This is a genomic window from Rhodococcus sp. NPDC060176 (assembly GCF_042728675.1).
Classification (GTDB): domain Bacteria; phylum Actinomycetota; class Actinomycetes; order Mycobacteriales; family Mycobacteriaceae; genus Rhodococcus_F.
This window is the reverse complement of record NZ_JBHWYS010000004.1, coordinates 544,566-557,175: the sequence shown is the minus strand read 5'-3', so window position 1 is coordinate 557,175 and position 12,610 is coordinate 544,566. Positions and strand designations below refer to the sequence as shown.

At 63.0% G+C, this 12,610-nt stretch carries 13 protein-coding genes; 3 read left to right on the top strand and 10 right to left on the bottom strand.

Annotated elements, in window-relative coordinates; translation table 11 throughout:
* Nucleotides 1-14: 14 nt before the first annotated feature.
* The 9 genes from ACFWEM_RS22215 to ACFWEM_RS22175 form a co-directional block, all read right to left on the bottom strand.
* Entirely contained in the window at nucleotides 15-1,373 is a 1,359-nt protein-coding gene (locus tag ACFWEM_RS22215) for an MFS transporter (RefSeq protein ID WP_378445733.1), read from the bottom strand.
* A gap of 184 nt (nucleotides 1,374-1,557) precedes the next feature.
* Nucleotides 1,558-2,553 carry an amidohydrolase family protein gene (locus ACFWEM_RS22210; RefSeq protein ID WP_378537085.1) on the bottom strand — a complete coding sequence of 332 codons (996 nt, stop codon included), beginning with the start codon at nucleotides 2,551-2,553 and terminating at the stop codon, nucleotides 1,558-1,560.
* Between the two features lie 3 nt (nucleotides 2,554-2,556).
* On the bottom strand, nucleotides 2,557-3,078 hold the full coding sequence (locus ACFWEM_RS22205) for a 3-hydroxyanthranilate 3,4-dioxygenase (protein WP_003943511.1): 522 nt from the start codon (nucleotides 3,076-3,078) through the stop codon (nucleotides 2,557-2,559).
* Nucleotides 3,075-3,527, bottom strand: a complete 453-nt coding sequence (locus tag ACFWEM_RS22200; protein WP_138871577.1) for a RidA family protein — start codon at nucleotides 3,525-3,527, stop codon at nucleotides 3,075-3,077. The genes ACFWEM_RS22205 and ACFWEM_RS22200 overlap by 4 nt, the downstream gene beginning before the upstream one ends.
* The gene (locus ACFWEM_RS22195; protein ID WP_378445731.1) at nucleotides 3,524-4,297 is read right to left on the bottom strand and encodes a 2-keto-4-pentenoate hydratase; all 774 of its coding nucleotides are present in this window, start codon (nucleotides 4,295-4,297) and stop codon (nucleotides 3,524-3,526) included. Before ACFWEM_RS22195 ends, ACFWEM_RS22200 begins: the two co-directional genes overlap by 4 nt.
* A gap of 42 nt (nucleotides 4,298-4,339) precedes the next feature.
* A complete protein-coding gene (locus tag ACFWEM_RS22190; protein WP_378537082.1) occupies nucleotides 4,340-5,815 on the bottom strand; it encodes a 2-hydroxymuconic semialdehyde dehydrogenase in 1,476 nt (491 codons plus the stop codon).
* A 126-nt stretch (nucleotides 5,816-5,941) separates the two neighbouring features.
* Nucleotides 5,942-6,727 (bottom strand): MBL fold metallo-hydrolase, encoded by a 786-nt coding sequence (locus ACFWEM_RS22185; protein ID WP_378537080.1) that lies wholly within the window; start codon nucleotides 6,725-6,727, stop codon nucleotides 5,942-5,944.
* A complete protein-coding gene (locus ACFWEM_RS22180) occupies nucleotides 6,727-7,197 on the bottom strand; it encodes a RidA family protein (RefSeq protein ID WP_003943508.1) in 471 nt (156 codons plus the stop codon). The genes ACFWEM_RS22185 and ACFWEM_RS22180 overlap by 1 nt, the downstream gene beginning before the upstream one ends.
* Before the next feature lie 5 nt (nucleotides 7,198-7,202).
* Complete coding sequence (locus ACFWEM_RS22175; RefSeq protein ID WP_003943454.1) at nucleotides 7,203-7,367, bottom strand: hypothetical protein; 165 nt, start codon at nucleotides 7,365-7,367, stop codon at nucleotides 7,203-7,205.
* Nucleotides 7,368-7,420: 53 nt separating this feature from the next.
* Between ACFWEM_RS22175 and ACFWEM_RS22170 the strand changes: the two genes are divergently transcribed.
* Complete coding sequence (locus tag ACFWEM_RS22170; protein ID WP_378537078.1) at nucleotides 7,421-8,434, top strand: ArsA family ATPase; 1,014 nt, start codon at nucleotides 7,421-7,423, stop codon at nucleotides 8,432-8,434.
* Nucleotides 8,434-9,612 carry an ArsA family ATPase gene (locus ACFWEM_RS22165; protein WP_029254327.1) on the top strand — a complete coding sequence of 393 codons (1,179 nt, stop codon included), beginning with the start codon at nucleotides 8,434-8,436 and terminating at the stop codon, nucleotides 9,610-9,612. The genes ACFWEM_RS22170 and ACFWEM_RS22165 overlap by 1 nt, the downstream gene beginning before the upstream one ends.
* Before the next feature lie 18 nt (nucleotides 9,613-9,630).
* Here the strand turns inward: ACFWEM_RS22165 and ACFWEM_RS22160 are convergent, their stop codons facing one another.
* Complete coding sequence (locus ACFWEM_RS22160; protein ID WP_007732375.1) at nucleotides 9,631-9,954, bottom strand: WhiB family transcriptional regulator; 324 nt, start codon at nucleotides 9,952-9,954, stop codon at nucleotides 9,631-9,633.
* A gap of 291 nt (nucleotides 9,955-10,245) precedes the next feature.
* Here ACFWEM_RS22160 and ACFWEM_RS22155 point away from each other — a divergent pair, with 291 nt between their 5' ends.
* Nucleotides 10,246-12,606 (top strand): penicillin-binding protein, encoded by a 2,361-nt coding sequence (locus tag ACFWEM_RS22155; protein WP_378445777.1) that lies wholly within the window; start codon nucleotides 10,246-10,248, stop codon nucleotides 12,604-12,606.
* Nucleotides 12,607-12,610: the final 4 nt, after the last annotated feature.

Below are 12,610 nucleotides of genomic sequence, written 5' to 3'. Positions count from 1 at the left end.
GAACAATCTCGCACTCAGGCGTTTTCGGAGACCCGAATCTCTTCGTTCTCCAGACCCCGCGACGAATCGGGGACAAGCTTGAACAGTGCGATGGCGCCGACCAGGCTGATCGTGCATATCGAGGCGAGGTACCAGGTGACGCCCACCGAAGACCCGGTGGCGTCCAGCAGTGCGGTGGCGATCATCGGCGCCAGTCCGCCGCCGAGGATCGCACCACTCTGGAGGATCAGAGACGAACCGGAGTAGCGGACCTTGGCCGGGAACGTGTCGGCGATGATGCTGCCCTGAACACAATGGGTGACCGGCACGATCAGACCCATACCCAGGAACGCGATGACAGCGATCACTTTGTTCTCGGTGTTCAGTAGCGGGAAGAACACGATGCACCACAACAGGATTGCGGCCGATCCGCCGATGAACATGTGTCGACGCCCGTACTTGTCGGCGATCTTGGTCCAGAACGGTATGGAGAGGAACCAGAGGACAGCCGCCGCAGTCACGCTGAGCACGAGGAACTGCTTGTCGTAGCCCAGATGTTGAGTTCCGTACGACAGAGTGAACACCATGAAGGCGTACGCCACGGCGGAGTTCGCCAAGCACGCGGCCAGCGTCAGCGACAGACGCGGAAAGCCGACCTTGAGCGATTCACGCAGCGGGAAGCGGACTATTTCGCCCTTCTCCATGATCCCGGCGAATGACGGCGACTCGGTGACGCGCAAGCGAATCACCAGACCGATCGCCACCAGAACGAAGCTGAGCAGGAACGGGATTCGCCATCCCCACGAGGCAAACGCGGAGTCCGACATCACGGCATTGGTCGTGAGGAAGATGCCGTTGGCCAGAACGAGGCCGGCCGGTGTGCCCATCTGCGGGAAACCTGCGTACAGATTCTTCTGCCCGGCCGGTGCATGCTCCATCGACATGAGCGTCGCGCCGGCGCCTTCACCACCCAGACCGATGCCCTGAACGACGCGCATGGCCACCAGAAGGACAGGCGCCCAGAATCCGATGGAGTCGTAGTTCGGGATGAGGCCGATGAGCGTGGAACCGACGCCCATCATCACCAGGGAGACCACAAGTGTGGCCTTGCGCCCGATCCGGTCGCCGAAGTGCCCGAACACGAGTCCGCCCACCGGCCGCGCGATGAATCCGACGGCGAAGGTGCTGAAGGCAGCCAGCGTTCCGGCAGTGGGGCTCAGGCTCGGGAAGAATTGTTTGTTGAAGATCAGCGCGGCAGCTGTGCCGTAGAGGAAGAAGTCGTACCATTCGAGAGTTGTGCCGGCCAGAGTTGCCATGGCAACTCGGCTACGGGCAGCTTTCTCCGGCAACGGCTTTCCGTCACTCGTTGTGCTGTTGGATATCTTGTCTGACATCGCGGAACCTATCGATTGGATGGGGCAGGCGGACGATGAAATCTGTAGTCACCGACCCCGTCTTCGGGATTGTCGGCATCACGAGCGTCGTCGATCGTTGTGTTTGGAATTGTGCTCGCTCGAGACATGACTCACAAATGCCGAATTCACCGTCCGCCATACCGGAAAGGGTATAGCCGGGGTCTCAGACGAGACCCAGGAAACGTTCGGCATTCCCCCGCGAGATCAGTTGGCGCGCAGTATCGTCCAAGAACTCACTCTTGCGAACCACCTCACCGACCGGACGCTCCCCCAAGGGGTACGGGTAATCACTACCCACCATCACACGGTCCATCCCCACCGTGTCCACCAGCAGTCGCAGCGCACGCTCGTCGAAGACGACGGAATCCACGTAGAACCTTCCCAGGTAATGCGACGGTGGGAACTCCGACGTACCGATAATGTCGTTGCGACCGTGCCAGGCGTTTTCCATTCGCCCCAACCAGAACGCGAAAGATCCACCACCGTGCGCAAATCCGATCTTGAGACGATCGTCGATCTTGTCGAACACACCACCGAGAATCAGCGCGAGTATCGACAGATGCGTTTCGGCCGGCATCGCGGTGAGCCACTGCGCCATCCAGCGATCGAGACGCGGCGAGTTGGCCATGTCCCACGGGTGCACGAATACCGGCACGTCCAGCGACGCACAGTGCTGCAGGAACGTCACCACACCTTCGCTGTCGAGGTCCAGATCGCCGACATGATTGCCGATCTCGACCCCGCGGTGCCCGTTCGCGATGCACCGCTCGAGCTCACGGCATGCGGCGTCGGTGTCCTGCAAAGGCACCTGGCAGAACGGAATCAACCGATCCTTCGCCGGCTCCACGATCTCGAGAGCGAGGTCGTTGAAGATCCGTGCAATGCGACTTGCCTGCTCGCCGCTCCGGCCGTAGTTGAAGAACGCCGGAGTGGGCGAGACGACCTGCGTCTGCACGCCGTCGGCATCCATGTCCCGAAGCCGCACCTCGGCGTCCCAGGCATCGGACTGGATGCGGCGGAACTCCTTGGTGCCCATCATGATCATGGCTTCGGTTTCCGACTCGACCTTCAGCCACGGTGCCTGCGGTCCCGCGTCTTCGGTCAGATCCGGCCACCCGTTGGGCACGTAGTGGGTGTGGATGTCGATCAGGTTGCTCATCGCTCAGCCCTTGCCGGGATGGAGCGTGCCGCACTTGTCACACGTGCGGGCTTCTTCGCTCTCGTAGAACTTGACGAACACCGGCGGCAGGTCGGCCACGATGTCACGCACCTGAAGTTCGACCTCGTGAATCTTGTGATCGCATTCGAGGCAGTACCACTGGAACTTCTCGAGCGTGCCTTCCTTGCGGACTCGTTCGATGACCAGGCCGATCGAACCCGCGGTGGGACGCTGCGGCGAATGCGGAATGTCCCCCGGCAGCAACCAGGTTTCACCCTCACGAATGTCGACGCGCTGAGGACCGTCCTCGGTCATGACGTTGACGTGGATGTCACCTTCGAGCTGGTAGAACCACTCCTCGTACGGATCGAGGTGGTAGTCGGTCCGCTGGTTGGGACCGCCGACGACCTGCACGATGAAGTCGTCTCCCAGCGCCATCGTCTGATTGTTGACGGGCGGCTGCAGGAGGTGGCGGTTGTCGTCGATCCACTTCTTGAAGTCGATGACGGGAGGAATCGTGGTCATGATGCATTCTCCGTATCTTCGGACGCTGAGCGCTTGGCGGCGGGCACGTACGCCACACCGGAAATTTCGATGAGCAGGTGCGGGTGGGGCAGTTGGTGGACAGCCACAGTCGTTCTCGTCGGACCGTTTTCGTCGAACAGTTCGGCATACACCTCGTTGTATCCACCGAAGTCGTTCATCGACACCAGGTACGAGGTGACCTGAACCAGATCACTCAGTTCTCCGCCCACTTCGGCAAGGATCGCCGCGATGTTCTCGATGACGGCACGGGTCTGCGCCCGAATGTCGAGCGCCGTGGTCCCCATCTCGTCGACCTCGACGCCCACAAACGTGTTGTCGGGCCGACGCGAACTGGTGCCGGAGACGTAGACGAAGTCGCCAACCACCTTGACGTGCGGGAACTTTCCGCGCGGCTTCGCCAGCTTCTCGATGACCTGCGCCCCACTCATCGCTTCACACCTTTCACCGTGACGGTTCCGAGGCCGTCGATGCTGCACTGCGCGACGCCCTCGTCGAGTCGCACAGCTGCTGTGGCGGCGCCGGCCAGAATTACCTGCCCAGCGCGCAACGGAATTCGGCGTCGGCGAGCGATGTCGAGCAGTGCGTGCAGAGCTCGCACCGGGTCGCCGAGAATGGCTGCTGTGGTACCGACTACCGTCTCGCCACCGACTTCCATACGCACGGAACGGTCCTCGACGTTCTGCAACGGAAGCCAACGCCCGATCACGTACCCGGCGGCGCTGGTGTTGTCAGCGACGACGTCGGTGTAGGTGAAGCGGAAGTCGCGGTAGCGCGAGTCGATGATCTCCATTGCGGGAGCCAGTGCGTCGACGCAGGTTTCGATGTCGACGTTCGGATCGTCGAGATCGACGTCCTTCGACAGGCGGTATGCCACTTCGGGTTCGATCTTGGGATGAATGAACGTCGTCAGGTCGACCTCGCCGCCGTTGCTCACGCACATCGCGTCGGTTAACTGACCGACGATCACCTCGGAGACACCCATCTGCGCCATCTTCGCTTTGCTGGTGAAGCCGAGCTTGATGCCCACAATCGATTCACCACGGCTGGTGCGTCGTTCGAGGAGTTCGTTCTGGATCCGGTAGGCCTCGTCGATGTCGATGGTGTGATCGTCAGCGAGGCTAGGGGTGTCGGTGCGACTCTGCGCAGCGTCGTCGAGGCGACGGGCGAGCGCGGATACGGTGTCTTCTGGGGCTGTCATCACGCCTCGCTCATTTCTGGAGAACTTTTGCGGTTTCGATGTTCACAGTTGCACACACACGTTTGTCGGTTCGGTGTAGAAGTGCAGTGAGGACTCGCCGCCCTCACGTCCGATGCCGGACAGGCCCATGCCGCCGAAGGGAGATCGCAGCTCACGGGTGAACCACGTGTTGACCCAAGAGATTCCGACGTTCATCTTCTGCGCGACGCGGTGTCCGCGGCGCAAGTCGTTGGTCCACACGGAGGCAGCCAGGCCGTACTCGGTGTCGTTTGCCAGGGCGATCGCTTCGGCTTCGGTGTCGAACGGAATCAGTGCTGCGACGGGTCCGAAGATCTCCTCTCGCACCGCGCGATCCTTGTTGGTCAAGCCCGTCCACAGGGTGGGTTCGATCCAGGATCCGCCCGACAGTTCCTGTCCGAGATCCGGAACACCGCCGCCGGTCAGCACTTTCGCGCCTTCCTGCTCGGCGATCTCGAAGTAGTCGAGTACCTTCTTCCGGTGCGCCTGCGAGATGAGCGGACCGGTGGTCGTCGCAGCGAGCGTCGGGTCGCCCAGCCGCAATCCTGCTGCCCGCTCGACGAGTCCACCGGCAATGTCGTCGAAAATGCTGCGGTGCACGTACACACGCTCGGTGCACAGGCAGACCTGGCCCGTGTTGGTGAACACCGACTTGGTCAGACCCGTCAGCGCTTCGTCGATGTCGACGTCGTCGAACACGATCGCGGCGTTCTTGCCGCCGAGCTCGAACGAGACCGGACGGACCCGCGGGGCAACGGTTTTCATGACATGGGAACCGGTTGCCGAAGATCCAGTGAAGGTGACGCCGTCGATACCGGGGTGCGTGGTGAGGAACTCGCCGGCCGAGTTCGCGCCGAATCCATGGACGACGTTGTAGACGCCGGCAGGCAGGCCGACCTCTTCGAGCACCTCCGCCAGCAACGACGCAGTCGCCGGGGTTTCCTCGGAAGGTTTGACCACCACGGAGTTTCCGCACGCGAGCGCGGGCGCAACCTTCCAGGTCAGGAGAAGCAGCGGCAGGTTCCACGGAACGATGACCGCGACCACGCCGAGCGGCTTGCGGATCGCGTAGTTCAGCGCCTGCTTGCCACCCGCGAGATCGGTGACAAACGATTCCTGTCCGGAAGCGGCGACGATGTCGGCGAAGGTGCGGAAGTTCGTCAGGGCGCGCGCGACGTCGAGTTCGCGTGCCTGCGTGATCGGCTTACCGGTGTCCGCCATTTCTGCGGCGACGAACTCTTCGAATCGTTCCTCGATCCGGTCGGCGGCCCGCCTCAGCAGAGCCGTCCGCTCCCGGACCGGCGTATCGGCCCAACCGTTGTTCAGAGCGCGCCTGGCAGAGGTCACGGCCCGATCGACCAGGGCCTTGTCAGCCTCGTGGACCCGGGCGAGAACACGGCCCGTTGCGGGGTCAACCTGATCGAAGCTCGACGACTCGTCGGGTTCGACATAGGAGCCGTCCACGTAATTGCGGATCCATCCGTCGCATTGTGAGGTCATGGACTAACTATTGGCCCGTGACCCATATCAAACAAATGCAAAAACTGCCGCCAGCTATACCTCGATTGGCATAGGTGGCGGCAGTTCGGCCAGACAGCTCAGCTCCTTATGTCGGCGCCGAGCGCCTCAGCGGCGCAGATACGCCAACTGCACGTTGACGGATTTCTCCGCGACCGGCCACAGCTTCGGGTCCACGTCGGAGTAGACGTGTTCGACTACGTCGCGAACCGAGGCCGACTCCCCCAACGTCGACAGAGCGGCCCGCACCTGATCCAGACGCTCCTCGCGGTGGGCGAGGTACTGCTGTGAAATCGCCTGCAGATCGGGTAGGTCAGGACCGTGCCCGGGCAGCACCGTCAATCCTTCGCCGAGCGCGGCCAGAGACCGCAGCGAGGTGAGGTAATCCCCCAGATCGCCGTCGGAATCGTCGAGAACTGCCGTGCCGCGGCCGAGAATGGTGTCGCCCGTCAGCACGCTCGAATCGTTCTCGATGACTATCGACACCGAGTCAGCGGTGTGCCCCGGAGTCGCGAGGATCCGCAACTTCAGGCCCGCGACCTCGATCACTTCACCGTCGACAAGCGCCGAAGCGCCCCCGCGAAGAAATGTGGGGTCGACGGAACGCACTGGAGCCGAAGTCAATTCGTGGAAACGGTCCACCCCGCCGGTGTGGTCGTAGTGCCGGTGCGTGATCAAGGTCAGCGCTACCGGACCGATACCAGCGACACGTTGCAGGTGTTCCTCGTCGTTGTCGCCTGGATCGACGACAACACACTCGACGCTGCCCGGAGCATGCAGAATCCAAGTGTTCGTACCGTCCAGCGTCATCATGCCCGGATTGTTCTCGAGCAAGACCGAGGCGATGTCGGTGACGCGGCGAAGCTGCGCGTAGGCGGGATGGACCGTCGACATCAGCGAACTTCGACGATCAGTTCCACCTCGACGGGTGAGCCGAGGGGAAGTTCTGCCACTCCGACAGCCGAACGAGCGTGGATGCCGGCGTCGCCGAGCACCTCGCCGAGGAATTCGGAAGCGCCGTTGATCACGCCGGGCTGACCGGTGAATCCTTCGGCGGATGCCACGAAGCCGACGACCTTGACGACGCGGACGACGTTGTCGATGCCGACCAGCGCGTCGATGGCAGCGAGGGCGTTGAGCGCGCAGGTACGTGCCGCGGCCTTGGCGTCCTCATCCGACACGCCCGCGCCGAGCTTGCCGGTCAGCGCCAACTTTCCGTCGACGAACGGAAGCTGACCCGACGTGTACACGTGGTTGCCGCTGCGAACCGCGGGAACGTACGCAGCGACGGGTGCCGCGACGGCGGGAAGTGCAATGCCCAGTTCGGCGAGACGCTCCGACCAGGTCTGTGTTGCCTCTGCCATGTGATTCAGCCCTTCGGACGCTTCATGTACGCGACGTGCTGCTCGCCCGACGCGCTCGGCAGGACTGCGACGAGTTCCCAGCCGTCGACACCCCAGTTGTCGAGAATTGCCTTCGGATTGTGGACCAGCAACGGAGTCACGGTGTATTCCCAGGAAGTTATTTCGCTCATGCGCTGAGCCTATCCCGCGTACATCTTCGGCCCCAGACTTATAGGCTCGCGGTGTGGTTGCATCCCAAGATGAGCTGAGCAGGACCTGGCCCGAGTCTGCGACGAAGGCCCGCCTGCACTTTGTGTCAGGTAAAGGCGGTACCGGTAAGTCCACGGTTGCCGCCGCGTTGGCGCTCGCGTTGGCCGAAGGCGGCAAGCGCGTTCTCCTCGTGGAGGTCGAGGGCCGTCAGGGAATCGCGCAGCTCTTCGACGTACCGCCGCTTCCGCCGCAGGAGACCAAGGTCGCGGCCGCCGAAGGTGGCGGTGAAGTGATGGCTCTCGCCGTCGATATCGAGACCGCGTTCCTCGAATACCTCGAGATGTTCTACAACCTCGGCTTCGCCGGCCGGGCAATGCGTAAGTTCGGCGCCATCGAATTTGCCACGACCATCGCTCCCGGTCTTCGCGACGTTCTGCTCACCGGCAAGATCAAGGAGTGCGTCATCCGCACCGATCGAACCGGCAAGCGCGTGTACGACGCCGTTGTCGTCGACGCTCCCCCGACGGGACGAATCGGCAGCTTCCTCGACGTCACCAAGGCGATGGCCGATCTCGCCAAGGGCGGCCCGGTGCACTCACAGAGCGAAGGTGTCGTTCGGCTGCTGCACTCGCCGGAAACCGTCGTACATCTTGTTGCGCTTCTCGAAGCGCTGCCCGTTCAGGAAACTGCCGACGCCGCCGCAGAACTTGCGCGTGACGACCTCAACCTCGGTGCCATCATCGTCAATCGCGCCAGCCCGAGGTTCTTGCCCGAAGGTCAACTCGCCGGTGCCGCGGCTGGCAATATCGACGCCGCTTCGATCCGGTCGACGCTCTCCGACGTCGGCATCGATCTGTCCGACGACGACTTCGCGGGCCTGCTCACCGAGACGATCGAACATGCTTCGGTGCTCGAAGCTCAAGAATCCAGTGCGGAGAAGCTCCGCGAGATCGACGGCGCGCGGGTGCAACTTCCCGCACTCGCCGACGGCGTTGATCTCGGTGGGCTCTACGAGCTGGCCGAATACCTCACGGAACAGGGCGTGTGATGACCGAGACCACCGAGAACGTGACGGTCGGCAGTTCCAGGACCGGCCGACGCGCAGCTCCTGCCCTCGATATTTCGGCGATCATCAAGGACCCGACGGCACGGATCGTGGTGTGTTGCGGCGCGGGTGGCGTCGGCAAGACCACGACGGCTGCGTCGCTGGCATTGCGTGCGGCCGAAGAGGGCCGACGCGTAGTCGTTCTCACCATCGATCCGGCCCGTCGCCTCGCGCAGGCCTTGGGTGTGGCCGAACTCGACAACACTCCGCAGCCGGTGAAGCTGGGCCCCGAGGCCACGGGTGAACTGCACGCGATGATGCTGAACATGCGTCGGACTTTCGACGAGATGGTTATCGAGCATTCCAGCCCCGAGAAGGCCGAGCAGATCCTGGCGAATCCCTTCTACCAAACCGTTGCCACATCGTTCTCCGGAACGCAGGAGTACATGGCGATGGAGAAGTTGGGGCAGCTGGCGTCGAACGACGCGTGGGATCTGGTGATCGTCGATACCCCGCCGTCGCGCAATGCGCTCGACTTCCTCGACGCTCCACAGAGGCTCGGAACATTCCTCGACGGACGGATGATCCGGCTGCTCTCGGCACCCGGCCGTGGCCTGACCCGGCTCGTGGCCGGCGCGATGGGATTGGCACTGAAGGGTGTCTCGACCATCGTGGGAAGCCAAATGCTTTCGGATGCATCGGCATTCGTGCAGTCGCTCGACTCGATGTTCGGCGGTTTCCGTGAACGCGCCACGAAGACCTACGAGTTGCTACGTCAGCCGGGGACTCATTTCCTGGTGATCGCAGCGGCCGAGCCCGACGCTCTCCGTGAGGCGGCGTTCTTCGTCGATCGCCTTGCGGGTGACTCGATGCCGTTGGCCGGTTTGGTTCTCAACCGCACACACCCGACATTGACGGCCTTGCCTGCCGATCATGCGGTGACTGCCGCCGACAAACTGGAAGCGAAGGAAAGTGCGACCGAGGCCGAGGCCCTCACCGCAGCTGTTCTCCGTATCCATGCCCATCGGGCAGTGATCGCGAAGCGAGAAATCGCTTTGCTGAGCCGATTCACCGCAGCTCACCCGAGGGTGCCGCTGATCGGTGTTCCGTCGCTACCGTTCGAGGTCTCGGACCTCGAGGCGCTGCGTGCGGTGGGAGATCAGCTCACTCGTAAGGGCTGATCCCCCGATCGGCCGGGGTCAGACTGCTGAGTGATGCTGGCGCTGATCTTCGAAGAACTCGGACCAGGAATCGACGTCGGGGTGCTGCTTGAGCAGTGCGCGGCGCTGACGTTCCGTCATTCCGCCCCACACACCGAACTCGACACGATTGTCGAGAGCGTCGGCTCCGCACTGCATGAGTACCGGGCAGTGGCGGCAGATGGTGGCCGCCTTGCGCTGCGCGGCGCCACGAACAAAAAGTTGGTCGGGGTCGACCTCGCGGCATCGTGCCTGAGTTACCCAGGCAATTCGTGCCTCGGCCTGCTCGATGTCCAAACGGCTACTCGGGGTGGCTGTGTACATTCTGGGTCCCCTCTACAAAGTCTGACCGTCGCCATGGGGCGAGCAGCGCACCATCTCAGCAGTCCCGCGGTAGCACGTGAAACCTGAGACACATTCGTGATCGAGTGTTACGTCGATCACACTGATCACAATTTAGGTAAAGAACGGCCCTAACGCAAGACGGGCGGGGGCATTTTTTGGTACGGCAGTACAAAGCGCGTGTTCAGGAGGTTTTGAACACCCGCAAAACACTGAAACCGGTTCCAATGGGTGGGCACACGTACTCTGTAGATCGTGTCGATTGCAAAAACAGTGGCGAAGCTCGCCGGAAGCTCCGCATTGGCGGGTGTCCTGGTCGCAGGGGTGATGTTCCCAGTGGCGGGCGGATTCGGATTCGCGTCCAACCGCGCTGCCGATACCGTCGACAACGTCTCGGCCGAACTGGTCGAAGGCACGGTCCCCGCGGTGTCCACCATGGTCGATTCCGCCGGCAACCCCATTGCCTGGCTCTACGACCAACGACGCTTCGAAGTCCCGAGCGAGAAGATCTCCAACAACATGAAGTTGGCGATCGTCTCCATCGAGGACCGACGGTTCCCCGACCACAAGGGCGTCGACTGGCAGGGAACGCTGCGCGCCTTCCTCACCAACACGACAACCGGTGAAGTGCAGCAGGGCGCGTCGACGCTCGATCAGCAGTACGTGAAGAACTACCAGCTGTTGGTCGTCGCCAAGACGGATGCCGAGCGTCGCGCTGCCATCGAGACCACCCCGGCCCGAAAGATCCGCGAGATCCGGATGGCACTGACACTGGACAAGGAACTCACGAAGGACGAGATCCTCACCCGGTACCTGAACCTCGTCCCGTTCGGCAACGGATCCTTCGGCATTCAGGACGCGGCTCAGACCTACTTCGGCGTCGATGCAGCAGATCTGAGCGTTCCGCAGTCGGCAATGCTTGCCGGCATGGTTCAGTCCAGCTCCGCACTGAACCCCTACACGAACGTCGAAGGCGTCACCGAGCGTCGTAACACCGTGCTCGACACCATGATCACGAACATTCCGGATCGCGCCGACGAGTTCCGGGCCGCGAAGGAAGAACCCCTCGGCGTCCTGGAAACTCCCAACAACTTGCCGCGCGGCTGCATCGCCGCGGGCGATCGTGGTTTCTTCTGCGACTACGCACTGAAGTACCTCTCGGACGCCGGGATCACCCGTGACCAGATCAACGACGGTGGTTACCTCATCAAGACCACTCTCGACCCGCAGGTGCAGGCATCGACCAAGGCCGGCCTGAATGCGAACGCGAGCGCCAACCTCGACGGCATCGCCAACGTCATGAACGTGATCAGGCCCGGTCAGGATTCACACAAGGTCATCGCGATGGCCAGCAGTCGCACGTACGGACTCAACGCGGACGCCGACGAAACCGTCCAGGCGCAGCCGTACTCACTGGCCGGCGACGGTGCGGGCTCCGTCTTCAAGATCTTCACGACGGCTGCGGCGATGGAGAAGGGTCTCGGTATCAACGCGACCCTCGACGTACCCAAGCGCTTCGAAGCCAAGGGCATGGGTAGCGGCGGCGCCGCAGGTTGCCCGGTTTCGACGTACTGCGTGGAGAACGCGGGCAACTACCCGCCGACGCTGTCCGTGACCGACGCGCTGGCTCAGTCCCCCAACACCGCTTTCGTCAAGCTCATCGAGGCAACGGGTGTCACGCCGACTGTCGACATGGCTGTCCGTCTCGGCATGCGCTCGTACGCCGATCCCAACACCTCGGGCTTCGACGAGCGCAGCATGGCCGACTTCCAGAAGGAACAGAACCTCGGTTCGTTCACCCTCGGCCCCACCTGGATCAACCCGCTCGAACTCTCCAACGTCGCAGCCACTCTCGCCTCGCACGGCAAGTGGTGCCCGCCGAGTCCCATCGATTCGGTCTTCGACCGCTACGGCAAGCCGGTGGCCGTCACCGAGCAGGGCTGTGAGCAGGTTGTCGAGCCCGGCTTGGCAGACACACTCGCCAATGCCATGAGCCGCGACGACGTCGGCGCCGGTACGTCTGCCGGTGCCGCGAGCAGCGCCGGATGGAGCCTGCCGATGTCGGGCAAGACGGGTACCACCGAGACTCACAAGTCCTCGGCGTTCCTCGGCTTCACCAACAACCTCGCTGCTGCGGTCTACATCTTCGGCGACTCGCCGACGCCCGGCGAGATCTGCTCGAGCCCGCTGCGCCCCTGCTACAGCGGCAACCTGTACGGCGGTACCGAACCGGCGAGATCCTGGTTCGCGGCAATGAACCCGGTCGCCAACAACTTCGGGCCCACCTCGCTGCCCCCGATCGACGAAAAGTACGCACGGGGATCACAGAACGGCCAGGTTCCCGAGGTTGTCGGCCTGAGCCAGTCGGCAGCGACGTCCCGGCTTCAGGCATCCGGCTTCACCGTCAATTCCGTGACGACGGCATCCGGAGCACGCGCGGGAACGGTCACCGGAGTTTCGCCGTCCGGGTCCGCAATCCCGGGTTCGACCGTCACGATTTACATCAGTGACGGTTCCGTAAGAGCTCCGGCTGCACCCGCATCCCCCGCGGCCCCGGCACCGGGCGCAACTCCCCCGGATGCGACTCCGCCCGGAGGTGAACCCGCACCGCCTGCGGGGACTCCGCCGAACTGACGGC